25 protein-coding genes and 1 tRNA gene are annotated in these 26963 nt (G+C 64.0%); 16 read left to right on the forward strand and 10 right to left on the reverse strand.

The features are described from left to right. The first annotated feature begins 4 nt into the window (after positions 1–4). The 3 genes from kduI to ACTIFE_RS10155 are packed head-to-tail and all read left to right on the forward strand — an operon-like array spanning position 5 to position 3085. Entirely contained in the window at positions 5–829 is an 825-nt protein-coding gene (gene kduI / locus ACTIFE_RS10145; RefSeq protein ID WP_439529036.1) for a 5-dehydro-4-deoxy-D-glucuronate isomerase, read from the forward strand. Next, positions 826–1554: a 2-dehydro-3-deoxy-D-gluconate 5-dehydrogenase KduD gene (gene kduD / locus ACTIFE_RS10150; protein WP_439529037.1), complete on the forward strand. Its 729-nt coding sequence runs from the start codon at positions 826–828 to the stop codon at positions 1552–1554. The genes kduI and kduD overlap by 4 nt, the downstream gene beginning before the upstream one ends. Continuing rightward, the gene (locus ACTIFE_RS10155) at positions 1544–3085 is read left to right on the forward strand and encodes a UxaA family hydrolase (RefSeq protein WP_439529038.1); all 1542 of its coding nucleotides are present in this window, start codon (positions 1544–1546) and stop codon (positions 3083–3085) included. The genes kduD and ACTIFE_RS10155 overlap by 11 nt, the downstream gene beginning before the upstream one ends. Before the next feature lie 31 nt (positions 3086–3116). Here ACTIFE_RS10155 and ACTIFE_RS10160 read toward each other — a convergent pair whose 3' ends face one another. Beyond that, entirely contained in the window at positions 3117–3704 is a 588-nt protein-coding gene (locus ACTIFE_RS10160; RefSeq protein WP_439529039.1) for a TetR/AcrR family transcriptional regulator, read from the reverse strand. Positions 3705–3784: 80 nt separating this feature from the next. Between ACTIFE_RS10160 and ACTIFE_RS10165 the strand changes: the two genes are divergently transcribed. Beyond that, positions 3785–4213, forward strand: a complete 429-nt coding sequence (locus ACTIFE_RS10165) for a hypothetical protein (RefSeq protein WP_439529040.1) — start codon at positions 3785–3787, stop codon at positions 4211–4213. 46 nt (positions 4214–4259) lie between these two features. Here the strand turns inward: ACTIFE_RS10165 and ACTIFE_RS10170 are convergent, their stop codons facing one another. After that, positions 4260–5105 carry a helix-turn-helix domain-containing protein gene (locus ACTIFE_RS10170; protein WP_439529041.1) on the reverse strand — a complete coding sequence of 282 codons (846 nt, stop codon included), beginning with the start codon at positions 5103–5105 and terminating at the stop codon, positions 4260–4262. A gap of 110 nt (positions 5106–5215) precedes the next feature. On the opposite strand from ACTIFE_RS10170, the gene ACTIFE_RS10175 reads away from it, so the two are divergent. After that, positions 5216–6475 (forward strand): cytochrome P450, encoded by a 1260-nt coding sequence (locus ACTIFE_RS10175; RefSeq protein WP_439529042.1) that lies wholly within the window; start codon positions 5216–5218, stop codon positions 6473–6475. A gap of 204 nt (positions 6476–6679) precedes the next feature. Next, positions 6680–7000, forward strand: coding sequence for a 2Fe-2S iron-sulfur cluster-binding protein (locus tag ACTIFE_RS10180; protein ID WP_439529043.1), 321 nt, complete (start codon positions 6680–6682; stop codon positions 6998–7000). A 3-nt stretch (positions 7001–7003) separates the two neighbouring features. Here the strand turns inward: ACTIFE_RS10180 and bcsN are convergent, their stop codons facing one another. From bcsN to ACTIFE_RS10215, 7 genes are all read right to left on the reverse strand, one after another. Further along, positions 7004–7981 carry a cellulose biosynthesis protein BcsN gene (gene bcsN, locus ACTIFE_RS10185; RefSeq protein ID WP_439529044.1) on the reverse strand — a complete coding sequence of 326 codons (978 nt, stop codon included), beginning with the start codon at positions 7979–7981 and terminating at the stop codon, positions 7004–7006. Beyond that, the gene (locus ACTIFE_RS10190; RefSeq protein ID WP_439529045.1) at positions 7981–9915 is read right to left on the reverse strand and encodes a tetratricopeptide repeat protein; all 1935 of its coding nucleotides are present in this window, start codon (positions 9913–9915) and stop codon (positions 7981–7983) included. Before ACTIFE_RS10190 ends, bcsN begins: the two co-directional genes overlap by 1 nt. A 50-nt stretch (positions 9916–9965) precedes the next feature. Further along, positions 9966–11135, reverse strand: coding sequence for a glycosyl hydrolase family 8 (locus tag ACTIFE_RS10195; RefSeq protein ID WP_439529046.1), 1170 nt, complete (start codon positions 11133–11135; stop codon positions 9966–9968). Continuing rightward, complete coding sequence (locus ACTIFE_RS10200) at positions 11135–13555, reverse strand: cellulose biosynthesis cyclic di-GMP-binding regulatory protein BcsB (protein ID WP_439529047.1); 2421 nt, start codon at positions 13553–13555, stop codon at positions 11135–11137. Before ACTIFE_RS10200 ends, ACTIFE_RS10195 begins: the two co-directional genes overlap by 1 nt. Before the next feature lies 1 nt (position 13556). Continuing rightward, a complete protein-coding gene (gene bcsA / locus ACTIFE_RS10205; protein WP_439529048.1) occupies positions 13557–15806 on the reverse strand; it encodes a UDP-forming cellulose synthase catalytic subunit in 2250 nt (749 codons plus the stop codon). 650 nt (positions 15807–16456) lie between these two features. Continuing rightward, entirely contained in the window at positions 16457–17164 is a 708-nt protein-coding gene (locus ACTIFE_RS10210; protein WP_439529049.1) for a class I SAM-dependent methyltransferase, read from the reverse strand. A gap of 4 nt (positions 17165–17168) precedes the next feature. After that, positions 17169–18872, reverse strand: coding sequence for a Rieske 2Fe-2S domain-containing protein (locus ACTIFE_RS10215; RefSeq protein WP_439529050.1), 1704 nt, complete (start codon positions 18870–18872; stop codon positions 17169–17171). A gap of 354 nt (positions 18873–19226) precedes the next feature. Here ACTIFE_RS10215 and ACTIFE_RS10220 point away from each other — a divergent pair, with 354 nt between their 5' ends. Further along, positions 19227–19463, forward strand: coding sequence for a DUF6429 family protein (locus tag ACTIFE_RS10220; protein WP_439529051.1), 237 nt, complete (start codon positions 19227–19229; stop codon positions 19461–19463). Here ACTIFE_RS10220 and ACTIFE_RS10225 read toward each other — a convergent pair. Then, a tRNA-Ser gene (locus ACTIFE_RS10225) sits at positions 19464–19553 on the reverse strand. It abuts the gene before it with no gap. A 622-nt stretch (positions 19554–20175) separates the two neighbouring features. Here ACTIFE_RS10225 and rplU point away from each other — a divergent pair. The 9 genes from rplU to ACTIFE_RS10270 all read left to right on the forward strand — a co-directional run bounded on the left by rplU (position 20176) and on the right by ACTIFE_RS10270 (position 26961). Then, a complete protein-coding gene (rplU, locus tag ACTIFE_RS10230; RefSeq protein ID WP_439529052.1) occupies positions 20176–20547 on the forward strand; it encodes a 50S ribosomal protein L21 in 372 nt (123 codons plus the stop codon). A gap of 49 nt (positions 20548–20596) precedes the next feature. Continuing rightward, on the forward strand, positions 20597–20866 hold the full coding sequence (gene rpmA, locus ACTIFE_RS10235) for a 50S ribosomal protein L27 (RefSeq protein ID WP_106752607.1): 270 nt from the start codon (positions 20597–20599) through the stop codon (positions 20864–20866). Between the two features lie 124 nt (positions 20867–20990). After that, a complete protein-coding gene (locus ACTIFE_RS10240; protein ID WP_439529053.1) occupies positions 20991–21596 on the forward strand; it encodes a GNAT family N-acetyltransferase in 606 nt (201 codons plus the stop codon). After that, complete coding sequence (locus ACTIFE_RS10245; RefSeq protein WP_439529054.1) at positions 21593–22159, forward strand: GNAT family N-acetyltransferase; 567 nt, start codon at positions 21593–21595, stop codon at positions 22157–22159. The genes ACTIFE_RS10240 and ACTIFE_RS10245 overlap by 4 nt, the downstream gene beginning before the upstream one ends. Continuing rightward, positions 22156–22704, forward strand: coding sequence for a GNAT family N-acetyltransferase (locus ACTIFE_RS10250; RefSeq protein WP_439529055.1), 549 nt, complete (start codon positions 22156–22158; stop codon positions 22702–22704). Before ACTIFE_RS10245 ends, ACTIFE_RS10250 begins: the two co-directional genes overlap by 4 nt. A gap of 30 nt (positions 22705–22734) precedes the next feature. Next, positions 22735–23781: a GTPase ObgE gene (gene obgE / locus ACTIFE_RS10255; protein ID WP_439529056.1), complete on the forward strand. Its 1047-nt coding sequence runs from the start codon at positions 22735–22737 to the stop codon at positions 23779–23781. Beyond that, a complete protein-coding gene (proB, locus tag ACTIFE_RS10260; protein ID WP_439529057.1) occupies positions 23769–24917 on the forward strand; it encodes a glutamate 5-kinase in 1149 nt (382 codons plus the stop codon). The genes obgE and proB overlap by 13 nt, the downstream gene beginning before the upstream one ends. 79 nt (positions 24918–24996) lie before the next feature. Continuing rightward, complete coding sequence (locus ACTIFE_RS10265) at positions 24997–26292, forward strand: glutamate-5-semialdehyde dehydrogenase (RefSeq protein ID WP_439529058.1); 1296 nt, start codon at positions 24997–24999, stop codon at positions 26290–26292. A 72-nt stretch (positions 26293–26364) separates the two neighbouring features. Continuing rightward, on the forward strand, positions 26365–26961 hold the full coding sequence (locus tag ACTIFE_RS10270; RefSeq protein WP_439529059.1) for a nicotinate-nucleotide adenylyltransferase: 597 nt from the start codon (positions 26365–26367) through the stop codon (positions 26959–26961). The last annotated feature ends 2 nt before the right edge of the window (positions 26962–26963 follow it).

The raw sequence follows: 26963 nt of genomic DNA on the forward strand, positions 1-26963 counted from the left end.
TGCCATGCTGACCGTTGAAACCCGCCATGCCATCGATCCGGACGCCGCAAAGCGGATGGACACCGCTGAACTGCGTCAGAATTTCCATCTTGGCGACCTGTTCCGCGCTGGCGAGATCCGCCTTGTCTACACCCACTATGACCGGATGATTGTCGGTGGTGCTGTCCCTGCCGGTGCCCCCCTGACGCTGGACCACGTGAAGGAATGTGGCACGCCGAGTATTCTCGATCGCCGCGAAATGGCTGTCGTCAACGTTGGTGAAGCAGGCACTGTTGAAGCTGCCGGCTTGATCCATGCGCTGGGCCGTGGCGATGTCCTCTACCTGCCGCTTGGTTCAGGTCCGGTGACATTCGCTGGCGAGGGACGTTTCTATATCCTGTCCGCACCGGCTCACAGCGCTCATCCGGTGCGTCTGATCCGCCTTGAGGAGGCCGCTGTCGTCAAACTCGGCTCCGGCGAGACCTCGAACGACCGCACCATCTACCAATTCGTGCATCCCGCCGTGATGACCTCCTGCCAGCTCGTTGTCGGCTACACCAAGCTGCATAACGGTTCGGTCTGGAACACCATGCCCGCCCATCTGCATGATCGACGCATGGAAGCCTATCTCTATTTCGACATGAAGCCGGAGCAGCGCGTGTTCCACTTCATGGGCCGTCCGGATGAGACCCGTCACCTGGTGATGCAGAATGAGGACGCGGTGGTGTCGCCGCCCTGGTCGATCCATTGCGGCGCAGGCACGGGCAGCTACACCTTCATCTGGGCCATGGCTGGCGACAATGTCGACTACAAGGACGTTGAAATGGTGGCGATGGAGGACCTGCGGTGAACCCGTTCTCGCTGGAGGGTCGGGTCGCGCTGGTCACGGGGGCCAACACCGGCATCGGCCAGGCGATTGCTGTCGCTCTCGGGCGGGCTGGCGCAGAGGTCATTTGCGCCGGACGCAGCACCTCGGCGGAAACCGTGGCCCTGATCGGCCACGCGCGGGACCTGGAGCTGGACCTGTCCGACCCGCTGGCTGCAAGGGATGTCTTCAATGCCGAGGCCGTGGATATTCTGGTCAACAATGCCGGCATCATCCGCCGGGCTGACACTGTCGACTTCACCGAGGCTGACTGGGATGAGGTGATGGACATCAACCTGAAGGCCGTCTTTTTCACGAGCCAGGCTTTTGCCCGGTCCGCTTTCGCGCGTGGCGGGGAGGGCAAGGTGATCAACATCGCCTCGCTGCTGTCGTTCCAGGGCGGCATCCGGGTGCCCTCTTATACGGCGTCGAAGCATGGCGTCGCGGGTCTCACCAAGTTGATGGCCAATGAATGGGCGGCGCGGGGCATCAACGTCAACGCCATCGCGCCGGGCTATATCGAGACCAACAACACCGAGGCCTTGCGCGACGACCCGGATCGCAACCGCGCCATTCTCGAACGCATCCCGGCCGGTCGCTGGGGCCAGGCCTCGGACATCGGCGAAGCCGCCGTCTTCCTGGCCTCGCCGGCAGCCAGCTATATTCATGGCGCGGTGCTCAACGTGGATGGAGGGTGGCTTGCACGCTGACCGGCCAGGCTCCGCCGCACTCATCCTGCATGCGGCGGATAATGTCTGCATTCTGCGGGAGCGGGTTGCCGGCGGCGTGGATCCGCTCGGGCTCGGGCGGCCGCTGCCGCAGTCGCTGTCTGCCGGGCACAAGATCGCGCTGCGACCGATCCCGGAGGGGGCTTCTATCCTCAAATTCGGCCAGATCATCGGTGCTGCGAAGATGGACATCGCTGCCGGCGAGCATGTCCATACCCACAACTGCGCCTTCAGCGCGCATGACCGCGCCTATGCGATTGGCGAGGATCTGGCCCGTGCCAAGGCTGCGGTGCCGCACGAGGCGCCACGTCATTTTGCCGGCTATTTGCGGTCTGACGGGCGGATCGGAACCCGCAACTTCGTCGCCCTTTGTGCCACGGTGAACTGTTCGGCCACCGTCATCCGCCGTGCCGCCTTCGAACTGGAAACCTCGGGGGTGCTCGCCGACTATCCGAACGTCGACGGCATTGTCGCCTTTGCGCACGGCTCCGGCTGCGGCATGGCCAGCGAGGGGCGCGGCTTTGAAATTCTTCAGCGGGTTCTGTGGGGGCATGCCACCCATCCCAATGTCGGGGCGGCAGTGTTCGTCGGGCTCGGCTGCGAGGTCATGCAGATCGCCCGCATGAAGGCGGCATTCGGCGCGGTCGGGGCCAACCATTTCCACGGGCTCACGATCCAGGACACCGGAGGCACCCGCCAGACGATTGCCGCGATCAAGGCCAAGGTGCTGGAGATCCTGCCCGCCGTGAACGCGGTCCGCCGCGAGCCGGTGCCCGTGTCGGGGCTGAAGGTCGCGCTGCAATGCGGCGGGTCCGATGGCCTTTCGGGTATCACCGCCAACCCGGCGCTGGGCGTTGCCTGCGACCGGCTGGTTGGTCTCGGGGCAACTGTGATCCTGTCGGAGACCCCCGAGATCTATGGCGCCGAGCAGTTGCTGCTGCGCCGGACAGCGAACCAGGTGGTTGCCGACCGGTTGATCGAGTGCCTTGGCTGGTGGGAGCGCTACACCGCGATGAACGGCGGCAGCATGGACAACAACCCCAGTCCCGGCAACAAGGCCGGCGGCCTCACCACCATCCTGGAAAAGTCGCTTGGCGCCGTCGCCAAGGGTGGTTCGACGCCGCTCACCGCCTTCTACGACTACGCCGAGCAGGTGACGGCGCCGGGCCTCGTGTTCATGGACACGCCCGGTTACGATCCCGTCTCGGCAACGGGGCAGATTGCCGGCGGGGCCCAGATCGTGGTCTTCACCACCGGGCGCGGCTCCGCCTTTGGCTCCAAACCCGCCCCGACCGTGAAACTCGCCACAAACGATGCCCTGTTCGCGTCCATGCCTGAGGACATGGACCTGAACTGCGGCGATGTTCTGAGCGAGAGTGTTCCTCTGACTGACAAGGGGCAACAGATCCTCGAACTCCTCATCGCTATTGCCTCAGGGGAACAATCGAAATCTGAAGCGCTGGGCCTTGGCGACAATGAATTCGTGCCGTGGCAGGTCGGTGCGGTGATGTGAGGCAACCCTGCGGCGGAGCGATGGCATCGGATCAGGTGCGCGGCAGCCCAAGCGCATTCAGCAGGGTCATCATGCCGCGCACCGCCGCCTCCGGCGCAGCATCGACCAGACTTTCGTAGCCAAGGGTTGCAGCATAGAGGATGGCGGCGGCGTCCGGCTGCATGAGGCCGCAGTCTCTGCACAGGGCCTCTAGATATGCGAGCCGCCGGGCATCCATGCGTAAAACGGCTTCTGACACATTGCCGTCTTCGCGACCCCAAGCCCGAAGAGCTGGTTCCCCGGCGGCCCCGCCATACGCCGGGTCACGAAAGCTGACCGCCAGCGCACACAGGTGCCGCAACCTTTGTCGCGGATCGGGCAAAGCGTTCAGCTCGCCGACGATATCGTCAAATGCGCGCTCTTCCCAATGACGCAGCATCTGCATCTTGAAGTCAGCGATATCGGCAAAGTGCCAATAGAAGGACCCTTTTGTTGTCCCGATATCCCGCGCCAGCGCTTCCGCCTTGAGGGCAGAAGGGCCCTTGCGGGCCAAGGCCCGGAAGCCCGCCTGGATCCAGGCTTCGGGCGTCAGCCGACCGGATTGACCAGTCGGTTGTTCAGGGGGGCGCTGCGTCGTCATGACGCGACCATACGGCGGCGTATTGACATCGGCAAGATCAAAGCGCAAACCATACGCATCCGTATGGAATGGAGAGCCGCATGTCGCCATCATATTCTCACACCGCCCGTCCGTCCGCCCCGACGATGGGCGCCGCCGTCCTCATGGCCGCCACCGTTGTCCTCCATGTTGTCGGCGGTGGGCCGGAGGTGCATGATCCGCTGCTGGCGGCGACAGTCGACCCGAAGCTCAATGCTTTCGTTTCGGTGCTGTGGCACGCAGTGACGGTGGTGCTGGTCGCGCTCGCCGCCGGGCTTGCCGTTCTGGCTTGCCGCTGCGACACGGCGCTGGAGGCGGTTCTGTCTGGACTTCAGCTTGGCTTTGCTGCGCTGTTCATCGGCTATGGGCTCATGCGCCTTGGCAATCTGACGGACATGCCGCAATGGGTCATCTTTCTGAGCATCCCCGTGCTGACCCGCGTCGGACAGATGCGCCGCCGTGGCCGGGCCGCAACGGCCGGGACCGCCTGAAACCAGATCCCTGATCGCGGCAGCTTGGCCACCAGATTGCCCGCCGTTAACGGAACCAGCTCCGGAACCGGGTAGGTGTAGTCCCGGCCAGACGCCGGAAATCGCGAGAGAAGTGGTAGGGGTCGGCATAGCCGCAGGCGGCGGCCACGTCCGCCACGGACAGTGTGCTGTCCGTCAGGGTGCGCTTGGCCGCCGTGATACGCTCATGGCGCAGAAAATCCATCGGCGACGTGCCTGTGGCCGCGCGAAAGGCACGAAACAATTGCGACGGGCTGAGGCCGCTGTAGCCTGCCAGGTCTTCGACCCGCCACGGATGGACAAGGTTGGCGCGCATCTGCTCCGTCAGCGCGGCGATGCGCCGGTCGTTTGGTCCTTGCGCCTGCACAGGCCGCCCCGCCGCCAGCCGCGCGACGATGAGCGCAACCTCCGCATTTGCCAGCACGTCCGTGGCAGGTCCGCCCTCTCTGGCCAGTCTGAGAACACTCGCAAAGGCCGCCTCCATGTGCGTTCCAGGCTCGGGAGCGAACAGCGGCAGCCGGCTCACTTCCAGCAGCCCGTACAGGGCATCGAGCCCGGTTCCGCGCAGTCCCATCCAGAGATAGCGCCAGGGGGCCTCACCAGTTGCGCCATGGGCGTAGGGGCGAGCAGTGTCAAGCCAGAGCACCTGACCTGGCTCGACCACATGCACCGCGCCGCCGATCTCGACACGGCCCTTGCCCGCAAGCGCATAGAGCAGCACGTGGTCGTGGTAGCGCTTGCGCACGGGCTCTTGCCCCGGGTGCGCGGCACCAAGCCCGGCGACCTGCAACGCATAAGGCAGGGCACCGGCCAGTCTGCCCGGCGTATGGAAGACGATTTCCTCGTTGGTCTGTTCCGGCGGCGTGTTCACCATGGCCGCCACAATGTGAGAAGATGCGAGTTTTGTCCAGTTTATGCGAGAGGTCTGCATTTTCCCTGATGGAAGTGGACGCTATCTTTCGTCAATCGAGGGAGAGTTCGATCATGCCGCATCTCACCGCACCCGCCGACGCATCGGGCGAGGGGCTCAACTTCGCACCGCTGGATCCGGCCTTTGCCGCCGATCCTTATGCTGCCTATGCCCGTCTGCGCGCGCGGGATGGCCTGACCTATTTCGCGGATTTCGACATCCATCTGGCGTCGCGCTTCGCGGATGTCTCTGCCCTTGTCATGGACAAGACGATGGTGCGTTCCCTCGAAGGGCTGGTGTCGCCGGAGGAGATCGCGGCGCAGCAGCGTGCGGCCAACTGGCATGACATGCCGCATCACTCGCGCTTCGTGCAGTTCAGCCTGCTCGACAGCGACGGCGAGGTGCATGACCGGCTGCGCAAGGCGGTCTTCCGGCTGTTCACGCCGGCGATGGTGGCCAAGCTCCGCGATGACATTCAGGCCTATGTGACGCGCCTCCTCGACCGGTTGCTCGAGCAGCGCGATATCGATTTCGTCGAGGACCTGGCCGCCGAAGTGCCCGGCCACATCATCGGCCGCCTCCTGGGCGTGCCGGATGAGGATTGCCCGAAGCTGCGCATCTGGTCGGAGAACATCGTCCAGTTCTTTGACATCGACCGCTCGGATGCGCGCAAGCAAATCGCCGAAACCGCGACGACGGAGTTCTATGAGTATCTGATCGCACTGAAGGCAGAGCGGCTGAAGGCCCCGCGCGCCGATCTCATCTCCGAGCTGATCAGGGCCGAGGCCGCGGGCCAGTTCAGCGAGGACGAATTCATCTCCACCTGCATGCTGATCCTGATGGCCGGCCACGGCTCCACGATCGACGTACTGGGATCTGGCATGCATTGCCTCCTGAAGTTCCCGGATGAGGCGGAGCGGCTGAAGGCCGAGCCGGCCCTGCTGCCGACGGCGGTGCAGGAGATGTTCCGCTACGAGTCGCCGCTGCCGTTCTTCCACCGCTATGCCACCGAGGATGTGACCATCGCCGGCACGCCCTATCCGCGCGGCACCAAATTCGGCCTGCTCTATGGCGCTGCCAACCGCGATCTGGCCGCCTTCGAGGCGGCGGATCGCTTTGACGTGGGGCGCAAGCCGAACCGGCACCTGGCCTTCGGCGGCGGGGCGCATTTCTGCCTCGGCAACCATCTCGCCCGCCTCGACATGGAGATCATCTTCGGCTCGCTGCTGGCGCGCACCCGCGCGATCGAGCTGGCCGATCCGGCCGTCACCTACAAGCGCGGCCTGTCGGTGCGCGGGCCGAAGCGGCTCGACCTGCGGCTGACGCCGGCGTGAAACCTGCCGACAAGGCAAGTTCCTGATCGGGACAAGAGAGGAAACAAGGGCGGCGGCCTCCCCTGCGGCCCGGGGCATCACCCCACCTGATAGCCTCTACCTCTTTTGCCCCATTGCGCGCGGCAGGTGATCCCCGGACCGCCTGCCGCGTACAGCTTCCAAAGCAAACAGACATCAGACCCCGGAAAACGGAGCCAGAGACCCATGCCCCGCATCACCTTCATTTCTGCCGACGGCGCGCGGCAGGACGTTGAGGCCACGGAAGGCCAGACGCTGATGGCCGCCGCCGTGGCCCATGGCATCGAAGAAATCGCGGCTGAGTGTGGCGGGGCCTGTGCTTGCGGCACCTGCCACTGCTACATCGAGGCCAGCCAGCTCGCCCTGCTGCCGCCGGCTGATGAAGCGGAAACGGCGATGATCGAATGTGTGATCGACCCGCGTCCTGAAAGCCGTCTGTCCTGCCAGGTGAAGCTCACTGCGGCGCAGGACGGACTTGTGGTGCATTTGCCTGCCAGCCAGCATTGACCGTCAAGGCAGCGGAATCGGTCGCACCAAGGAATTCGTTGAAGCCTGAGCCGCGACGATCGGTCCAGGCAGCGGAACCGTGGCAGCGACCGGCGGCACGACCGAGGTCGGCAGTGCTACCGGGGCCACCTTCGCTGGAAGCGGAACGGTGACGGGCACCGGAGATGCCGTGGCCACAACCGGAACCTCTACTTGCACCGGAGATGGGGATCGTTGCGCTTTTGGCGCGGTTGAGGCTGGCCGCATCGGCCGGGCCGGCGATATGGCTGTGTCCGGTTGGTTTGGCGCAGCGAGCAAGGTGTCGACGCTGGCAAGTGCTGGTGACAGGCTCATGCCCGGCGCTTGCAGGCTCGACAGAAGGTTGGCGGACGAGATGCCCGGGACGGCGAGCTGCAGCCGCTGCATCAGGTCCACGGCAACCGTTTCTGTGAGGCCTGACCGGCACAGCCGAACACGAATCTCGGCCAACCCGTCCTTGCGCGGCTGGAAGAGTGAAGCTTCGCCCGAGCTGCGCTGGAGATCCTGCCACAGGTAGTTGCATCCGGAATTGTCACTGGCGATGCCGAAGGGTCCATAGGCGTTGACCGGTAAGCGCGTGGACAGGCGCAATGTGCGGCCCGGAAAGGCTGCTGCCATTTCCTGCTGCAGCGTTGCGGCCGAGGGCGCGGGCTGCGCTTTCCCAGGCACAAGCCGGATTTCGATGGCATTCTCGCCAAGCGTGCCGGCGTCACCGGCCAGGGTGATGCGTTGCCGTTCGATGCCGCCGGAGCGGCTCTGCGTCACTGCGATGACCTGACCGGCGGCCTCTGGCAGGCGCGCCAGAGCCATTGCGGTTCCGACATCGCGCGGCGCGGCGTCGGTTAACGCAGACAGGGCCGCGTCATGATAGGCCGTCACAGTTGAAGGCACCTGCGCGCAACCAGCGGCGCCAAGCATGGCAAGTGACAGCGCGAAACAGAGGGAGTGTGCGGTCTTCGTCATCATTCGCTGTCCACGATCAGGATCGGGTCGAGTTCCTGCAGGCCTGCGCGCGTCTCCCTGGACGAGAGCTGCCGGTCGAGCAGGGTGAACACTTGCCTTGCGGCCGTCTTTTGCCCCGTGTGGATCAGGGCCCAGCCACGCAACAGCATCAGGTCACGCGGCTCGGGCACCAGCAGCCGGCGCCGGTCGAGTGCCGCCAGTGTGCTGGGGTAATTGCCAGCATCAAACGCGCTTGCTGCGGCCTGGGCCAGGGCGGCGCTGGCGATCTCCTGCCGGCGCTCCTGCGGCTGGGCCACGCTTTGCGCGGCCTCCACCGCATCGAACGAGCGACCGACCCGCAGCATAGCCAGCGACTTGCCATAGGCCGCATCACGCGACACCCTGCCAGGGCCGGACATCGCCGCATTAAAGGCCAGCGCCGCTTCTTCAGGACGGTTCAGATCCATCAGGCACCAGCCGCGCATCAGGGCTGCCTCGGCACCCGCTGCGGTCTCGACGAGCCGCAGGCAGGCCGCAGGATTTCGGGCCTTGCGGGCTTTTTCCGCGCGGGCAAGGATACCGGAGCCACCTGAACTGGCAGATCTGGCCTGTCCTGGTCCGGTCAGCGACAGGCTCGCTAGATGCGGATAGCGCGGCACATAGCCGGTCAGGAGAGCCTGCGCCGCCTTGACGTCGCCAAGGCCAAGCGTGGCCAGGACATGCCCTTCCGCCGCCTTGTCGTCACCGCCCCAGTGGAGGGCCGTCTCGAACCAGGCGGCTGCGGCCTGATGCTGTTTCAGCGAAAAGGCATACCAGGCCAGCGCCGAGGCACCGGCGACGGACTGGCGGTTTCGCACGGCCTCGGCAAAGTCTTCCAGGCGACCGGTGTCAGCGGGGCGGGGGTGGGGCGAAGCCAGGTCCTCCGCCACCAGTCCGATGAACAGCTCTTCCAGGGCTGGCAGGGCCAGCCGGTTGCTGCGGGCAATCTGTTCAGCTTCCGCGCCGCGCCCAAGCCCGGCCAGCGACAGCGCCCGGCCAAGGGCCACGTCGGCGGCGGCAGGTCCGCTAACTGCTGCTTGTGCCCGCTCGAACAGCGTCAGCGCTTCCTGATGGCGCCCGGCGCGGCGGGCAAGCCAGCCAAGCAGGCGTGTGTTGGTCATGTCCGGGCCAGTGTCCGCGGCACGTTCTAGGACAGCCACCTGCCGCTCCGGCGGCGCCACATCCTGGCGAAGCTCAAGATAGTCCGAGGCCCAACGCCGGGCGAGATCGATTTCGACATCTTCCAGCCGCAACCCCGGTGCACCCCCTGACGCCTGCATCCCTTCCAGCAGCCGAACCGCCTCGCTCAGCGGCAGACTTGCAACCGCTTTTTGCACGCTGGCACGCTTGTGGTCGGCACTGACGTCGCCGGCCCGCAGGGGCAACTGGTACAGATCAAAGGCTTCAGCTGTCGCACCGGAGGCCGCATAGGCCTCCGCCACCCGCCAGAGCACGTCGAGGTCCGCGACGCTGAGCAGCATGGGATCGGTCTCGACGGCGGCGATGACATCGGCCGACCGCCGGGCGTCCGAGGCCTGGATCAGGCGCAGGCGGGTTTCCTTGCGGGCCATTTTTTCGATCAGTTCCGCCGGCGGTTGCCACCCGGCGTCGCCGGCTTGCCGGCGGGCGATTTCGGCCCGCAGCATGTCCAGCTGGTCCTGCGCGAACAGGTCCCACAGGTCCTGATGCGGGTTGGCCCGGTTTGCGCCGGTGTAAAGGTCGGTTGGTGCACTCCAGCCCGGATGCAGGGTGCGCAGCCGGCGGATTTCCGCCTCGACCCGTTCCCGGTTGTTCTGTGCCGCATAATAGCGCAGCGCGCTCTCGTCGACTGTCGGCAGGGCGTTGGCTGCGAGCGTTGGATCGGGCAGGGTTTCCGGCGCGCTCGCAAGGCTCTGGGCGCGAGGCGATGTGTTCATTCCGACCGAAACCTGCAGCAGGACTGCAGCGCCCACGAGAAAACGGGATCTCACCAGCATTCGGGATACCTCTGCTTGACGGCAATGAGGGCGAGGGCTCTCAAGGTGGCGGGGTAATAGGGTTCGTCCGACGGCAGCAGCACATCTTTCGGCATCGGTGTGCCGTCCATGGCGCAGCTGACGAGATCGGCGATGGCGCGGTAGCCGCGATCCGCCAGCGGGTCGCCGACCTGTCCGGTGACGAGATCGACAACTTCGGGTGTGCGCTGGCTCCAGGCGGCGGCGAAGGGGGCCAGCTGCTGGCGCTCGCTCGGGCCTGCCCAGGCGAGATACAGCGGAATGCGCACGGCGTTATAGCCGAACAGGGGCGGGAATCCGTCGGCCGGACGCGGGGTGCCCCTTCCCAGAGCGACCCATTCAGCAGGCAGGTCCTGGCGCCCGAACCGGCTGTTTGCCAAGAGGGCCAGCCCGCTTTCGCGCAGGCCAGACCAGTCGACGGACTGATCTGGTCCACCATCCAGCGCTGCAAGTACGGGAAACGCCGGAAAAACCCAGTAGGACGGATTGACCACGGGCCCGTCTGGCCGCTCGTCTGCGGAAAAACCGCTCGCGCCTGGCAACAGCATCGGGCGGCCCGAACTGTCCTGGAACGCGAGGCGGCGCAGGGCGCCCGCGCGGGCAATGGCCTCGGACCTCAGGGCCGTGTCGTTCCAGTGTCGTCCCGCTTCGGCCAGAGCCCAGGCAATCAGCAGATCGCCATCGGTGGCATTGTTCGTATCGCGCACATGGGGCGCGCGCGGCTCCCAGCGCCAGGCCGCCAGTCCATCGTCGCGCACGTCGAGATTGGCGATGGTCCAGCTCCGGATCAGGTCGAAGGCCGGCCGGTCATCAGCTGCGACAGCCAGCAGCAGGCCATAGCCCTGGCTTTCGGAATGGCTGATGCCGCCATTGGCCGTATCGATCACCCGGCCCTGCGGTGAAATGAAACGGCGCTTGTAGTCGGCCCAGAGGTCCGGAGCATCAAGGCTGCCGGGCAACGGGCGAGGCAGGATCTTCAAGGTGGCGGCGACGGCTGTCATGCCTGGCTTCGTCTGGTGCGGGTTTGCCGTGTCCATTGCGGCGATCTCAACCTTGTCTTCCGGCCCGTTGCCGAGCCACCATGCGGCAATGGCTGCACCAGCAAGGGCGGCAGCCGCAAACCCAAGAAGCATCTTGCGCATCAGGTCGTCCCCTTGCCGTCGTGGCGCACGGCGCGGCCGGTCGTCACGGCCAGAAGGAGCGCTGCGAGCAGCAACAAGCCGGCATAGATCAGCGGATTGCCCGACAGCCAGCCGGCAGCCACCAGCCGCCAGTTGGCGAGGGATCCGGGCTGAGTGACGACGTGAAAATGCGGCGCGCTGTCCTCGGCTTCGATGAGGCCGCTCTGCATGTCGTACCGGGCCTCCTGGCCCACCAGCTGACGCCAGTTCTGCGGCGCCACGATATCCTCGACCGCTATGGCCAGTGCTGTCGTGCTCGGCGCTGTCACAATGGTCCAGAAGCTGTCGCTGCCGGTCTGAGGGTATCCTTGCGCAAGGACAAGGGTTGTTCCCGGCGCCAGGTGCCTGTGCGGGATGGGCGGGGCGAAGAACAGGCCGGACACGGCGTTCTCCATCTTTGACAGCGTGTTGCGCAAAGGGTCACGGCCCTGCTGCTGTTCTTCCCACCGCCGCATCACCTCGGTCCCTGACGGTCCCTGGGGCAGGGAAAACCCTTCAGGGCCAGCAGCGGGGCTAGGTCCGGGCGCTCCCGGCATGATTTGAAGTAAGGGGTCCTGCGGTGATCGGATCGAGCCGGTCATCACGGGTTCATTGCGGCTGATCGATTGCAGCGACACCACCCGTCGCTGCAGCGGATTGGTGGCATTGACCATCTGTGGCGCGGCACCATCGATGTTCTGGCCGGTCCAGGCGGCGCGCAACCGCTCGGCATCAAGCCCGGATGCGGCAAGCGCCGCCGGCGACAGGTCCCCGAATGCACCGATCAGGATCGCTGCCTCTTCGGCAACAGATGGACGGCCGACTTTCACCGTGGTCCTTGCCGAACCGTCCATGTCGATGCCCAGACGCACGGCAAACGTGGCGGCAGCGGACAGCATGTCCGGCGTTGCAAAGGGGACATAGATCGGAACATTGCCTTTCGCTTGCCGCGCCAGTCCGCCGCCAAGGCTGGCGTTGAGCGAGGGCAGGCCGAGCAGGCGCGGATAGGATGGAATGTCGATCCGTGTTTCCTCGACCAGTAGGAAACGTGGCGGATCCTGCAGCGCGGCGAGCGTGTCACAGTGCCGGTCTGCCTGCGTATCAGTCTGCGTGGTCATTTCCACCGTGTTGAGCCCGGGCCGGAAGGCCTTCAGGGACAGCCGCAGCACCTTGTCCGAGAACACGTCCCCCTTTGGGTCGGCCAACGGCAACCCGGCCGCTACCTTGCCATTTACCCGCACGACGATCTGGCTTGTCTGCTCAAGATTGGCCGCATAGCCACCGGCCAGGGACAGGCTGATGCTGCCAGTCTCCGCAGGGAAAAAATCGTCCGGCAGCCGCAGGTCGAAGCGGGTGCGCTGCAGGCGTCCGTTGAATTCGCTGGTGCGGGCGCCGAGATCGGCAAGCGTCAACGTGGTGCCTGGCTCAACCGCAGTTGCACGCAGCCGTCGCAGGGCCGCAAGTCCGTCCGGCGTTCCGGTCCTTGCGGCAACCGACAGATCACCGCTGCCGATCCGCTGCGCAAGGTTGTCGAGTCCCGCCGCATCCAGTTCCGCTGCAACGAGAGTGACACCGCCCCCGTTCTCCACCAGGGTCAGGTTGCCGGGTTGCGGCATGGCCGGACTGCCGAGGGCACGCAACTCGTCCGGCGTTCCCATGATCACGGTCAGGCCGTCGCTGTGATGCGCACTGCCGGTCACTTCGACGATCGGGTGCGTGATGCCGGTCTCCCGGGCGATCCGGATCAGGACGGCAACCGAGCGCGACAGGGCCTTCATGTCGCTGGCATCTGCCAGCACGATCCGCAGGCGGATTGCGCCGCGACCGTCCGGGGCGAGGGCGGCCAGATCTGGCAGGCTTTCAAGTCCGAGCGCGCTGTCGGGAAACCTCAGGCCGGTTCGTGCGGGATCGATGTCGCTCCACAGTTCGTAAGTCGCCGCCGCATCACAGGCAACTCGGTGCCGCTGGCTGACGGAGAGCCGCACTGCGTTCAGCCCGGGCTGAAGCACGCCCGACGGTAGTTCGAACAGCATCTTTTGTGGCTGTCCGAAAGCGTGGATCGGCCGTTCGGCCAGCGTCTGGCCATTGACCACAAGGCGCAGGCTGGAGCCTTCCGGCATCACCGAAACCGCCGATGTCAGCGCCAGTTCAAACACGGCAGCCTGTCCGGCTTGTTTGCGCGTCAGATACACCGGCCATTCGCGATGATCACTCTCACCGGCCAGCCGCAAGCCGGATGCCAGGGCCGGCAAGGGTCGCAAGGTCCGGTCAGGTGCCGGGGCTGTAGCTGCCATCGCCTCAGCCAGCGCGTGATCTGAAGGCAATGGCAAGGCTGTGCCGGCGAGCAGCAGCAGCAGGAGAAGGCTGCCGGGGACGGGGAGGGTTTTCAGGGAGGTCAACATGTTATCCCTCCACCGTCTTGAAAGCGGCCACCTTGCCCCCGCCGTCCTGGGCGCGGGGCGGGTGCGTCGGTGGCTCCGCGGCGGCAGGTTCCGGGCGGTTGAGGGCCAGCCATCCGAACTGCAGCCCGCGGATCGTCTGACCCAGCGACATGCGCAGGAACATCAAGGTGCCGCGCAGCACGCCCTTGCCCGCACGGCGCAGGTTCCAGAAATCAGACAAGGGCTTGCCCTGGCCATACATCAGCTCGGCAATGATCGTGTAGTGATGCGGCGCGGGCTTCAGATACTGCAGGCCAACCGCGAGGCTGTCCGGTTCGGCAATGGTGCGGCGGACGGCGACGGGGATGCCACCTGTCACGTTCTGTCCATCCAGCGTTTCCACATGCAGGCGGCCGACCAGCAGGCCCTCGCCGGCAGGAAGGTCAATCCCCGGCGTCAGCAGCTTGACCCTGGCGCCGGTCGTTGACGCGTCCTGGATATGCACCGCCAGACTGCCACCGGGAAGATCCAGCCGTCCGGTCCGGTTGACTGTGAGGCGCTGGTTGCGCCGCCGTTCAGACCGTTCAGAGACAACACCCAGCGAGACGGCCGCAAGGGCGAGATTGATGGCGTTCCAGATGCAGACCACGACCAGGAGGTCATTGTCGAGGGTCTGCGTTGCATAGCGCCAGCCCGCATAGGCCATGGCGACCACCAGCACTGCGAAACTGACGAAATAAGGCGTGGCGAGCGAGGACAGGAAGTCCCGGTTGGTGGTCACGCCCTTTTCCGTCACGTTGAAGCTTGGCTTCTTCGGATTGAGCAATACCGACAACATGGCAGGCGCCAGATAGAAGGACTGGATGTATTCGTAGAGCTCCGACACCCAGGGCCAGCGGACACGTCCGTACAGATAGTTTTGCAGGATCATGTTGGCGATCAGGTAGGTCACCGCATAGGCGACGAACTCCTGGCCATTGGCGATGAAGATTTTCAGATCGAAGAAGATGAACAGGAGCGGTGCCACCAAAAAGGTCAGGCGCGGGAAGGGGAAGGCCCAGAACAGCGCCGAGGACAGGTAGCAGAGGCGTTGCGGCAGGCTGAGCCCACGCTTCAGCAGCGGGTTCTTCAGCAGCAGGATCTGCATCATGCCCCGGCACCAGCGCGAGCGCTGGCCAATGAACGAGGCGAAGGTCTCCGGTTGCAGGCCGGCGATCATCGGCCGGTCGACATAGCGGCTGTTCCAGCCGCGCGAATGCAGCTCCAGGGCGGTCTCGCAATCCTCGGTGATCGAAACTCCGGAAAAGCCGCCTGCTTCCACCAGTGCCGCCCGGCGCAGGACCGCGGCAGAGCCACAGAAGAACGCAGCATTCCAGCGGTCCAGACCGCGCTGGATGACGGAATAGAACATTTCGTTCTCGGATGGCATCCGCAGCCAGGTCGAGAGGTTCTTCTCGACGGGATCCGGGTTGAGGAAGAAATGCGGCGTCTGGACCAGAAACAGGCGCGGGTCTTCCCGGAAATGGCCAACGGTCTCGCGCAGGAACTCCTGCACCGGGGCGTGATCGGCATCGAACACGACCACCAGTTCCCCTGTCGAATGGGCGAGGCCGTTGTTGAGGTTGCCGGCCTTCGCCGAGAGGTTCTTCTGCCGTGTCAGGTAGCTTGCACCAAGCTCCACGCACAGGGACATCAACTCGGCCCGCCGCCGACGGGCCGCCGCCGCCTCAATGACATTCTCCTGGGTGCATTTCTGGTCCGTACCGCCGTCATCCAGCAGATAGACTTTCAGCTTGTCGGCCGGATAGTCGAGCGCCCGCGCTGCTGCCAGCGTTGCTGACAAAAGATGGACATCCTCGTTGTAGGTCGGAATGAAAACGTCGACGCTGGGCAACTCGTCATCGGAAAGGCGCCGCGCCGGTGCCCGCTCCAGTGGATTGGCCACGACGAACAGGCTGATGAACAACATGCCGATGCAGAACAGCTCGGCAGAGAACAGGATCATGCCCGGGATGAAATCCGCCATGTCGCCCATCGATGGCAGGGTGCTGGTGGCCCGCCAATACAGGTAGCGCAACACCAGCAGCGTGCCGATCGACATCATCATCATGCGCTGGTTCGCACCGCGCCAGACCCGCCAGACAAACAACAGCGCTGCAATCAGCACCAGGCCAAGCACCAGTTGGGACTGGGTTCCGAGCGGCAGCGTGACCAGAAAAGCGACCAGTCCTGCGGACAGGAGCCAGGGGATCAAACGTTTGAACAAATCCATGATGCGGAACTCTCGCAATGCCGCCCGAAAGGCTTGAGCGTTAACGCAGACTTGCCGCAAAACGTAAAAATGAATCCAATAAACGAGGTTACTGATGTGTTAAAAATAAAAGAACTCTAGGATAATTTCACCTAGGCAGAAATTTTATATGTAGTATTTAAGATTTAATCCTGATGTATTATTGAATTTTTGAGTTTGTCATGGTTTAAAATTTCTTAAGCACATGGCAATGATGCGATGCAAAAAAGTTAAGACTGCCGTATGGTGAGTTTTTTGAAGCATAGGCAATAGTGCCAAGCCAAACCTTCGGCAGGAACGGTGGCGCCCGCCGGTCGTGCAGGCAACTTGAGGCGCGGCCCTTCGCAGGAATGCTTAGGTGGGCAAGTTCCGCAGACTGCCGCGTCGCCAGCGCTGGATTTGCGGGAGGCGTTTGCACGCAGATATTTCGGCGACAGCCGCAGACCATGCACGTTGTACTTGAGACGGGGAACCGCCGCTGCTTGGCTTGTTGCGCAATAGCCTGCGCAATTTGCGAAGGGCCAGCCGGTTTTATCGGGAAATTGAAGCGGGCACAGGGTCGGTTCTGGCAAGACCTTGCGAAGCTGGCAGCAACTGGGAGCCCTGACGCCTGGCGGTCAGTCTTTGCCTGTTCAGCTGGCCAGACGCTCGGCAATGACATGGTATCGGCTGCCATGACTTGAGCTTGTCAGGACGGATCGATGCACGAAAACGAGTTCACGCACTGTAAAGTTTCCGTCCAGTAATCGGTTGATCTTCGCCTCGTCGAAGTAACTTTGAACCGTGCCACGCTCATGTGCCTTGTCCACGACCAGTTCGCCGGCAAAACCCGGTTCGCAGTCGCTGTCATCGCCGCTGATCAGGTCCAGGTAAAACAGGCCGCCGGGCCGGATCACCCGGGCGAGATCGGAAATGCAGGCCAGTGCGATGTCGAAAGGCATCGAATCAAGAACGCCATGCGCCAAGGCAACATCGAAGGAGGCGGCAGGATAAGGCAGTTCCCGTCCGTCTCCGGCGGTCAGGCGTCCTGCCGCGTCGCGATAGCCGGCCTCGACCAGCCAGCGCCGGCCAACCGCAACAGCCTCCGCCGAAAGGTCAATGCCGACACCATCAAGCGTCAGGTCAAGCAGGAAGCGCACATGACGCCCTATCCCGCAGCCGAAATCGAGGACGCGGCTTGAGGAATTGAAGCCCTGACGAAAGCTCACCTCGGAAACACCGGTCCGCTTGGCAATATGGCGGGCAAAGAAGCGCACCACTTCCTCATTTGGATAGAACAGGAAGTTGTCGCCACGGCGGTAGGCGTCGTCCCATTCCAGTTGCTTGGCATCATCGGTCAATCGCTCACACCACAAATTCGTGTTGCAGCCTCAGGCAGGCGTCGCAGTTCAGCGACTGGCGGCGCACCCGATCATTCACATAGACATTGGAGAAATGGTACCAGAAGTCGGAATGATAGACATTCGGCTGGCGCTTGACCCGGCACTGGAAGCCGATGGACAGATCTTCCCAGGGGAGCCCGAGACGGATCACGCGGATAAACTCGGCGCGGCGGATCCGGATCGACAGATACGTGTCCAGTTGTTCCAGCAGGGCCTCAAAGCCGCGCCGGTCGAGTGTCTTGGCTTGCTCCGGACCGTCTGGCCCGAAACGGCAGTAATACGCCTCGTCTCCGGTCTCGAAGGCATCGTCCGTGAGCCGGATGCACAGGTTCAGGGCGCGCCGGAAGTCCGATTCCATGAAATAGGTTTCGACCTCGTCCGGGCTGAGGTCGCTGTAGTCGGCCGCAGCCGCCAGCAGATACGCGTCAACATCGGACGGCGGCATCACGGCAACGCCCAGCTGCCCCTGCTCGGCAAGCTTGTTGCCCGTGAACAGGAACCTGTTGCGGCGTGTCACATCGAGCAGCACCACGCCGTGGTCGCTGCAGGGCCCCGTATAGCTGGCAACGGAATTCTTCCTGTTGTTGGTCCGGATATAGTCATCCCGCGGTGCCGCTTCGCTGAAGAAGCCGGCATAGGGCAGGAACGCCTGAGGGCGCAGGCGTGACAGGATCTGCGTGTTGCTGTAGCGGGCCACATTGCGATTGCGCGTCACGATGCCCTGCTTTTCCTCATCGCTGTAGTTGTCGAAACACAACGGGAAACCACTGGCGCCGCTGGCAAAGGACGACGCATAGAGCGTGACCGCCTCCGGAAACCGGTGAAAATCGATGAAGTTGGCATCGACGGCGAGCAGGGCGGAAAAGCCGCCAATCTCGAGCAACAGGCCGCTGTCATCCCGGAAATCACCGCTTTTGAGGATCGATATCGCCACTTCATTCACGTCGTCGACGAGGCGGGTATCGAAGCCTTCGGTGCGGATATCGGCAAAGCCGAGATCGCGCAGATAGCGTTCCGTTGACCCTGAGCTGAACGCAGGTGTCAGGATCGGCATGTCCCGCCGGACCTGTTCCAGCGTCTCCCGGTGCAGGTGATCCGGGTGGTTGTGCGAGATGAACAGGAAGTCGCAGGCATTGATCCGGTCCAGTGCATCGACAGGGGAGGGCAGGCTCAGCCACCATCCGTTGCAAAAGGCCGGACCGAGGAGCCACGGGTCGGTGGCAAAACAGATCCCCGGCGCGCGGAACAAGAGGCAGGCGTGGTTGAGAAACTCGACCTCGACCGGAATGGAGCGCGTAAATCCCTTCAACTGCCGGGACGGTTTGCGCAGCTCGAACCGAAGGGGCGCTTGCGGGTCCTCAACTCTGGTGGCGAGCACCGGAGTTTTGGCACAGTCGACATTCAGGTAGCGGCCGCTCGCCGGATCCAGGCTCCAGCCGTGCATCGGGCAGGAAATGCGGTTGTTGTTGAAGATCAGCCGACCGCCGTTGTGATCGCAGATCCGGTCATAAATCCGGACTTCATGTCCGCTCCGCCAGACAAACCAGTCCTCGTGATTTGTCAGGCCTTCGCCGAGTTCGCCCGGAACCAGCTCATGTTCGGTGACATGGTCACGGAAGTCAGCAGGTTCCCGGCGGAAGGCGGCAAAGGGATGGCTGGCGGACATGGTTCAGAAGCCCAATTGGAAGGGGGTGAACAAATTCGGCAGCTGAGTTCTCCGCCTCGCTTGCGAGGCTGGGTGCTGAACTTGCGGACCCGGCAAAACCGACGCAGCTTCAGTATGGGCCCTGCGGGTGTTGCCGTTCAAGTGAGCAGCAGTTCCTATGCGGCCAGATCGTGCCGGCCCCGGCGAATTTTTACTATAGTTTGCAGGCTGAAGCCTCGGTTGCTGTGCCGTTCAAACGGCCTGTTGCGGTGGCATGCACTGCAGGTGATGTCTTTGCGTCACTGCAAACGAGTCAAGTCTCGAGCTGGAAGGACAATGGTGCCGGTTCGTCCGGTCCGAAGGGGAGAAACTGCGATGGAAATCGATGAAGACAAGGTCGACGCGGCTGTTCTTGGTCTGTTGTTCTTGACCTTGCACGATGGCAACCGCGCCTGGAAGAGCTTCGACTGGGACACATTGAGCCGCTTGCATCGGCAAGGGTTCATCGCCAACCCGGTCAACACCGCAAAGTCCGTCACACTCACCCCGGAAGGCATCCGCCGTTCCGAGGAGCTGTTCATGCAGATGTTTGGGAAAGCGGAAAAGAAATAATGGCGGAGAGGGTGGGATTCGAACCCACGGTACGGTTGCCCGCACAACGGTTTTCGAGACCGTCCCATTCAACCACTCTGGCACCTCTCCGCGGCACTCAAGATGAATGGGTCTCAAGTGGCGCGGAACATAGACAAGGGTTTTCAGGCTCGCAAGAGGCAAATTCGGAATTTTGCGGGATAAGGTTCTGGGTCGGCCCGAACGGTGGATAATCGGCGTACATCAGAGGCTTGCCGGTCTCACGCAGCCTTGGGTGCTCTGTCTTGGAGTGGCTTGGACGCTCGGGCCTGCCGGGTGAAGATGCTGTGGGCCGTGATCGGTATGGTTGTCCGAGGCGGCCGTGGTCGGCCTCGGCTGCGCCGCCCTGATAGCCTCTCTGGTTGCGTGGCCAGTTGTCTGGACAGTCGTCTGGTAATCGCGGTGCGCTGCCTGCCTTGAGGCCAAATACCTTTGGCGGCGAAGGCAAAAGCGCGTTGACTTCGGCGGCTTCTCAGGGGTATACAGCAACCGCTCGATGGACTGGGACACGTGTGCCCGGGCGATCGGCTGTTCGAAACTCTGGCCTTTGAGGCTTCTGCCGCTGGATCGGCAGCGCCTGAAAGCTCCCGAAAATCAGGTCCCGGACGCGTCGCGCTGCGGCGCCGATGGATATCTGACTGCCGGACCAGGGTGTCGGATACGTCATCAGAACGAAAAAAAGGACGTGCGAGACATGTTCGCAGTGATCAAGACTGGCGGTAAGCAGTACACCGTCGCCCAGGATGACCTTCTGAAGGTCGAAAAGCTCGACGCCGAAGCCGGCTCCACCGTGACCTTTGAAGAGGTCCTGATGCTCGGCAATGGCGAGGAAACCACCGTTGGCGCGCCCTTCGTGGCCGGCGCCACCGTGACTGCGGAAGTGGTCGACCAGGCCCGCAACCGCAAGATCATCATTTTCAAGAAGCGCCGCCGCCAGAACTCGCGTCGCCGCAACGGTCATCGTCAGGCCTACACCCTCGTGAAGGTGACTGGCATCGTGACCGGCGACGCAAAGCCGGCGAAGAAGGCGAAGAAGGCAAAGGCCGAGGAAGCTGCTGGCGAGTAATCGCCGCCACTTCGGTTCCAACTGAACAGAGAAGACGAGGAGTTTCGTCATGGCACACAAAAAAGCAGGTGGCTCGTCCCGTAACGGCCGCGATTCCGCTGGCCGCCGTCTGGGCATCAAGAAGTTCGGCGGCGAAGCCGTGATTCCGGGCAACATCATTGCGCGTCAGCGCGGCACGACCTGGCATCCGGGCACCGGCGTTGGCATGGGCAAGGACCACACCATCTTCGCAACCGTCGAAGGTAAAGTTGTATTCCAGCCGAAATCCAACGGCCGAACCACTATCAACGTGCTGCCGGTAGCGGTGGCAGCGGAGTAACGCCGAGTGCATCATCGATCGCCGGCGTCCTAATCGACCCGGCGGCTCGAAAGATCCGTTCAAAGTTCAAGGGGAGATGGGACGCCATCTCCCCTTTTTCATTTCACTTTGACCGGAGGAAGCCATGGTTCTCGAAAGCGAAGGATATCTCGACGAAAGCTGTCTCGGTGCGGCCGTGATGCCGCAGGAAGGTGTCCGCGTGCGGCTCGACCTGCCGCGAACGGACGATCTGGCAGACATCGTGTTTCTCGCCAACAACCGCAAGATTGCCTCGCATCTGGCGACCATGCCGCACCCTTTCACACTGGAAGATGCGCGGCGGATGGTCCAGCGCAGTGCGGTTCTCAATTCCACCCACGCCAGCTTCGCCATTCGCATGGCGACCACCGGCCGGCTGATCGGCCAGGCCACCTGGTCCGCGCTCGAACCGGGCGGTCCGGTTCAGGTCGGTTATTGGCTAGGCGAACCGTTCTGGGGCCAGGGCTTTGCAACGGAGGCCTTGCAGATGCTTGTCGACCATGCCTTTGCCCAGGGCGACATGCGGGAGCTGCTGGCGGACTGCCGCGTCACCAACGCGGCCTCGCGGCGGGTGCTGGTGAAGTGCGGCTTCCAGTACCGGGACCAGAGCATGGCCCGCTCGCTCGGCGCCGGCGGCTCGGTTCCCATCGAACGGTTTGCGCTCGAACGGTCGGTCTGGCGTGCACTCAAGCACTGGGGGAGGGTCGCATGAGCCTTCCCGTTCTGCGTTCACGCCGGCTTGTCCTGCGCCCGTTGGAGGCGGGTGATGCCGAGGCGATTGCCCGTCTCGGCGGTCAGGACTTCGAGATTGCCCGCTGGATGACCAGCTTTGCCTGGCCCTATGAGGAAGGGGCTGCGGAACAGCTGATTGCCCGGCAGGAAAAGATCAATCCGCTGAAGGACCCGGCGGTCTTCGCAATCACGCTTGGCGGCGTCTTTATTGGTCTCATTGCCATCGATCCGCCCGGCGATCTGACGGAAGCCGCGGAATGCCCGACGCTGGGCTACTGGCTCGGCCGGCCGTTCCAGGGCTTCGGTTATACGACCGAGGCGGCGCAACGGGTACTTGGCTGGGCCTTCGAGACTCACCGCTGTGCGGCGGTTGCGGCCCGTGTCTATGAAGAGAATGCAGCCTCGCGCGCGGTTCTTCGCCGGCTAGGTTTCCTGCCGACAGCGGTGACCGAGCGCTTTGCCCGGCCGCTCAACAGGAAGGTTCGCAACATCGTGGTGCGCCTCGACCGGGCGTCCTTCGAGGACCGGAGGTTGCCGGCATGACGATCCGGATCGACAGCCGGCGGCTGACCTTGCGGCCGCTGGCTGCCTCTGACATTGACCGGGTGGCGGAGTATCTCGGCGACTATGACGTCTCCAAGATGCTGTCCCGGGTGCCGCATCCCTATGACCGGGACGACGGGCTGGAAAAACTGCGCAGTGCCGAAGCAAACGCAGCGCGCTGGCCCGATATCGAGGAAATCGGCTTCGCCATTGACCATGACGGTGGTCTAGTCGGTGCGTTTTCCTTCCGGGCATTGCATGAAACACCCGTCATCGGCTATTGGCTTGGCCGCCCGTACTGGGGGCAGGGACTGATGGGCGAAGCGGTGCGGGCCGCACTCGGCTGGCTGTTTGCCACCCGCGCGGTGGCGGCAGTGGAAGCGTCTGTCATGCAGGAAAATCCCGCTTCGGTCGCGCTGTTGCGCAAGGCGGGCTTTGCTATCATCGGTTCGGAGGATTGCAGCAGCCTGTCGCGCTGCGCCGCCGTACCGGCCGTCCGCTTGCGCCTTGAGCGCGCGGACTTTCTGGGATCAAGTAACACCTGACGCGGAGCGCGCCAGGGGAACGGACACACGATGAAATTTCTCGACCAGGCCAAGATCTATGTGCGCGCCGGCAATGGCGGCGCCGGTGCCGTCTCGTTCCGGCGCGAGAAATTCATCGAGTTCGGCGGCCCCGATGGTGGTGACGGCGGGCGCGGCGGTGACGTCTGGATCGAATGTGTCGATGGACTCAATACGCTGATTGACTATCGCTATCAGCAGCATTTCAAGGCCGGCACCGGCATTCATGGCATGGGCCGCAACCGCTCGGGTGCCAAGGGCAAGGATGTCGTGCTGCGCGTTCCGGTCGGTACCGAGATCCTCGAAGAAGACAACGAGACCCTGATCGCCGACATGACCGAGGTCGGCCAGCGCCTGCTCTTGATCCGCGGCGGCAATGGCGGCTTCGGCAATGCCCAGTTCAAGTCGTCCACAAACCAGGCTCCGCGCCACGCCAACCCGGGCCTCGAAGGCCAGGAAAAATGGATCTGGCTGCGTCTGAAACTGATCGCCGACGCCGGTCTTGTCGGCCTGCCGAATGCCGGCAAGTCGACATTCCTTGCGTCAGTGTCGTCGGCCAAGCCGAAGATCGCGGATTATCCTTTCACGACGCTGCACCCGAACCTCGGTGTGGTCGAGCTGGACGGTCGCGGCTTCGTTCTCGCCGACATTCCGGGACTGATTGAAGGCGCCCACGAAGGCGTCGGCCTCGGCGACCGGTTCCTCGGCCATGTCGAGCGTACGCGCGTCCTGCTGCATCTGGTCGATGGATCAGGTGTGGAAGACCCAGGCGATGCCTACCGGATCATTCGCGGCGAGCTGGAAGCCTATGGCAATGGGCTTGACGAGAAGCCCGAGATTGTCGCCCTGTCCAAGGCAGACGCGCTCTCGCCGGAGCTGAGGGAAGAACGGATTGCTTCGCTGGCCGCCGCCTGCGGTCGCCAGCCGCTGATCCTCTCCTCGGCCAGCCGCGAGAACGTCGAGACGGCGCTCCGGATGATCATCCGCGCCATCGACAAGGACAAGCAGCAGGCCGCCAACGAGGTTCCGGCGCGGCCTGAAGAGGGATGGCGTCCGTGAAAGAGTTGCGTCAGCTTGCCGATCACAAGCGCATTGTCGTGAAGATCGGTTCGGCGCTGCTGGTCGAGGCCGGCGAGTTGCGCCGGGCCTGGCTTGAGGCCATTGTCGAGGACATCGCGGCCCTTGTCGAAAAGGGCTGTGAGGTTCTGGTCGTGTCCTCCGGCTCGATCGCGCTGGGACGCGGGGTCCTCGGCCTGCCGAAGGGCGCCTTGAAGCTTGAGGAAAGCCAGGCGGCGGCCGCGGTCGGCCAGATTGCGCTGGCTCAGGCCTATTCCGAGTGTCTGGGTCGCAAGGGGCTGAAGGCGGGTCAGATCCTGCTGACGCTTGGCGATACGGAGGAGCGCCGGCGCTATCTCAACGCCCGCGCCACCATCGGCACGTTGCTGCGCATGGGCGCGGTGCCGATCATCAACGAGAATGACACCGTCGCCACCTCGGAAATCCGCTATGGCGACAACGATCGGCTTGCCGCGCGCGTTGCCACGATGATGAGCGCGGACTGTCTCGTGCTGTTGTCGGATATCGACGGCCTTTATACTGCCCCGCCGGCGACCAATCCGGACGCCGTGTTCCTGCCGGAAGTTCCGCGCATCACGCCGGAAATCGAGGCGATGGCCGGCAGCGCCGGATCGGAACTCTCGCGCGGTGGCATGAAGACCAAGATTGATGCCGCCAAGATCGCCACAGCCGCCGGCACGATCATGGCCATTGCCTCGGGCAAGGTGATGAACCCGCTGAAGGCCATCGACACTGGCACCCGCTGCACCTGGTTCCTCGCGGCCTCGACGCCGGCAACGGCCCGCAAGGCCTGGATCAACGGCCATCTGGAGCCACGCGGCGAGATTCGTCTTGATGCCGGTGCAGTCTCCGCGTTGAAGTCCGGCAAGAGCCTGCTGCCGGCCGGTGTGGTCGCAGTGGCGGGCAATTTCTCGCGCGGCGACGCCGTCAAGGTCTTGTCGCCGGAAGGCCGGGTGCTGGGCCGTGGGCTGATTGCCTATGACGCAGCGGAAGCGCGGATGATTGCCGGCCGCAACAGCCGCGAGATCGAGGCTATCGTCGGGTATCCCGGGCGGGCGGAGATGATCCACCGCGATGACCTGGCACTGGATGACGCCCCGTTCGAGCGGGCAGGATAAGCAGGGATCGCGGCGCATCCGGCCGCGCGTCTGAAGACTGAACGGACGGACCGCCGACTGACAGATTGGGATGGGGACGATGCTGGACAAGATCAAGGATGCGGCAGGCCAGGGCGACGATGTCGCGGCGTTGATGGCGACCATGGGCCGGAAGGCGCGTGCCGCAGCCCGCGCCCTTGCGCTGGCCTCCACGCAGACCAAGAACCAGGCCCTGCTCGCCATGGCCGCCGCGCTTCGCGCCGCAACGCCGGACATTCTGACCGGCAACGCGCGCGATCTGGAAGCCATGCGCGCCAATGGCCAGACCGACGCTTTCCTTGACCGTGGCACCCTGACGGAGGCGCGGATCGAGGCAATTGCCCGGGCACTGGAAGACATTGCAGCGCTGCCGGACCCGGTCGGCAGCACCATCGCCGCCTGGGAGCGCCCGAACGGCCTGAAGATCGAGCGCGTGCGCACGCCGCTCGGTGTTATTGGCGTCATCTACGAAAGCCGCCCGAATGTGACGGCCGATGCCGGCGCCCTGTGCCTGAAGGCGGGCAATGCGGTCATCCTGCGCGGCGGGTCGGACACGCTGCATTCCAACTTGGCCATTCACAAGGCCCTGCAGGCCGGGCTTGCCGCGGCAAGCCTGCCGGTCGATGCCATTCAGGTCGTGCCGGTGGCGGACCGCGCCGCAGTCGGTGAAATGCTCGCCGGCCTCAACGGCAATCTCGATGTTATCGTGCCGCGCGGCGGCAAGAGCCTGGTGGCCCGTGTCCAGAGTGACGCGAGGGTCCCGGTCTTTGCGCATCTCGAAGGCATCGTTCATATCTTTCTCGACCGCGCGGCCGACCCGGCCAAGGCGCAGTCTATCATCATCAATTCCAAGCTGCGCCGGACGGGCATCTGTGGCGCGCTGGAGACCTTGCTCGTCGACCGCGCCATCGCGGCAACGCTTCTGCCGGGCGTTGTCGCCGAGCTTTCGGCCCTGGGCTGCGAGATCCGTGGCGATGCCGAGGTCCTGGCCCTATGTCCGCAGGCCATCCCGGCAACCGACGCGGACTGGACGACTGAGTATCTCGACAAGATCCTGTCCGTGCGTGTTGTCAGCGGTCTGGACGAGGCCATCGACCACATCGAGACCTTCGGATCGCATCACACGGACTGCATCCTCACCGAGGATGCGGCGGCAGCGGAGCGGTTCCTGTCGGAAGTGGATTCAGCCATTGTCCTGCACAATGCCTCGACGCAGTTCGCCGATGGCGGCGAGTTCGGCATGGGCGGTGAGATTGGCATTGCCACGGGGCGGATGCATGCGCGGGGGCCGGTTGGTGTTGAACAATTGACCAGTTTCAAGTACCGCGTGCGCGGCGAGGGACAGACACGGCCGTGAGGCTGGCCCGCGGGAAGGATGACCCCGTCGATGCATGAGCTGAACTGCCCTTCTGGGGTCCACCCCGCGTGGATGAACCTGCCGCATGCCGAAGCGGGCAATCGCATCGGCTTGTTCGGCGGGTCCTTCAATCCGCCTCATTCCGGTCACCAGCTTGTCGCGCAAACCGCGATGCAGCGGCTGGGGCTGGACCAGGTCTGGTGGCTCGTTACGCCCGGCAATCCGCTCAAGGACCATGGCAATCTGGCGCCGCTGGAGCGCCGCATCGAGCTGGTGTCTGCAATTGCCAGTCATCCGCGCATGAAAGTGACTGCCTATGAGGCGGTTCTGGGCACCAGCTACACCGCCAGCACGCTGGCCGGAATCCTGCATCGCCGGCCGGGCGTTTCCTTCTGCTGGATCATGGGGGCCGACAATCTTGCCGGCTTCCACCGCTGGCAAAACTGGCGCGACATTGTCGAAACCGTACCGATAGCGGTGGTAAACCGCCCGGGCGCCTCGCTTTCGCCGCTGTTTGCCCCTATGGCTCAAGTTTACAGTCGGGCCCGGGTTCCGGAAAACGAGGCCGGACTGTTGATGCGATGCCCGGCACCGGCCTGGGTTTTCCTGCATGCGCCTCTGGATCCGACATCCTCGACGGTCCTGCGACGGGAAGCCGGGCAACGGTGACT

This window comes from Pannonibacter sp., assembly GCF_051860505.1.
Classification (GTDB): domain Bacteria; phylum Pseudomonadota; class Alphaproteobacteria; order Rhizobiales; family Stappiaceae; genus Pannonibacter.

What these genes read in the sequence shown, in the direction of transcription:
- kduI (WP_439529036.1), top strand. Translation starts at nt 5, where the DNA reads ATGCTGACCGTTGAAACCCGCCATGCCATCGATCCGGACGCCGCAAAG.
- ACTIFE_RS10160 (WP_439529039.1), bottom strand. Translation starts at nt 3,704, where the DNA reads ATGACGACGCAGCGCCCCCCTGAACAACCGACTGGTCAATCCGGTCGG.
- ACTIFE_RS10165 (WP_439529040.1), top strand. Translation starts at nt 3,785, where the DNA reads ATGTCGCCATCATATTCTCACACCGCCCGTCCGTCCGCCCCGACGATG.
- ACTIFE_RS10170 (WP_439529041.1), bottom strand. Translation starts at nt 5,105, where the DNA reads ATGGTGAACACGCCGCCGGAACAGACCAACGAGGAAATCGTCTTCCAT.
- ACTIFE_RS10175 (WP_439529042.1), top strand. Translation starts at nt 5,216, where the DNA reads ATGCCGCATCTCACCGCACCCGCCGACGCATCGGGCGAGGGGCTCAAC.
- ACTIFE_RS10180 (WP_439529043.1), top strand. Translation starts at nt 6,680, where the DNA reads ATGCCCCGCATCACCTTCATTTCTGCCGACGGCGCGCGGCAGGACGTT.
- bcsN (WP_439529044.1), bottom strand. Translation starts at nt 7,981, where the DNA reads ATGACGAAGACCGCACACTCCCTCTGTTTCGCGCTGTCACTTGCCATG.
- ACTIFE_RS10190 (WP_439529045.1), bottom strand. Translation starts at nt 9,915, where the DNA reads ATGAACACATCGCCTCGCGCCCAGAGCCTTGCGAGCGCGCCGGAAACC.
- ACTIFE_RS10195 (WP_439529046.1), bottom strand. Translation starts at nt 11,135, where the DNA reads ATGCGCAAGATGCTTCTTGGGTTTGCGGCTGCCGCCCTTGCTGGTGCA.
- ACTIFE_RS10200 (WP_439529047.1), bottom strand. Translation starts at nt 13,555, where the DNA reads ATGTTGACCTCCCTGAAAACCCTCCCCGTCCCCGGCAGCCTTCTCCTG.
- bcsA (WP_439529048.1), bottom strand. Translation starts at nt 15,806, where the DNA reads ATGGATTTGTTCAAACGTTTGATCCCCTGGCTCCTGTCCGCAGGACTG.
- ACTIFE_RS10215 (WP_439529050.1), bottom strand. Translation starts at nt 18,872, where the DNA reads ATGTCCGCCAGCCATCCCTTTGCCGCCTTCCGCCGGGAACCTGCTGAC.
- ACTIFE_RS10220 (WP_439529051.1), top strand. Translation starts at nt 19,227, where the DNA reads ATGGAAATCGATGAAGACAAGGTCGACGCGGCTGTTCTTGGTCTGTTG.
- rplU (WP_439529052.1), top strand. Translation starts at nt 20,176, where the DNA reads ATGTTCGCAGTGATCAAGACTGGCGGTAAGCAGTACACCGTCGCCCAG.
- rpmA (WP_106752607.1), top strand. Translation starts at nt 20,597, where the DNA reads ATGGCACACAAAAAAGCAGGTGGCTCGTCCCGTAACGGCCGCGATTCC.
- ACTIFE_RS10240 (WP_439529053.1), top strand. Translation starts at nt 20,991, where the DNA reads ATGGTTCTCGAAAGCGAAGGATATCTCGACGAAAGCTGTCTCGGTGCG.
- ACTIFE_RS10245 (WP_439529054.1), top strand. Translation starts at nt 21,593, where the DNA reads ATGAGCCTTCCCGTTCTGCGTTCACGCCGGCTTGTCCTGCGCCCGTTG.
- ACTIFE_RS10250 (WP_439529055.1), top strand. Translation starts at nt 22,156, where the DNA reads ATGACGATCCGGATCGACAGCCGGCGGCTGACCTTGCGGCCGCTGGCT.
- obgE (WP_439529056.1), top strand. Translation starts at nt 22,735, where the DNA reads ATGAAATTTCTCGACCAGGCCAAGATCTATGTGCGCGCCGGCAATGGC.
- proB (WP_439529057.1), top strand. Translation starts at nt 23,769, where the DNA reads ATGGCGTCCGTGAAAGAGTTGCGTCAGCTTGCCGATCACAAGCGCATT.
- ACTIFE_RS10265 (WP_439529058.1), top strand. Translation starts at nt 24,997, where the DNA reads ATGCTGGACAAGATCAAGGATGCGGCAGGCCAGGGCGACGATGTCGCG.
- ACTIFE_RS10270 (WP_439529059.1), top strand. Translation starts at nt 26,365, where the DNA reads ATGAACCTGCCGCATGCCGAAGCGGGCAATCGCATCGGCTTGTTCGGC.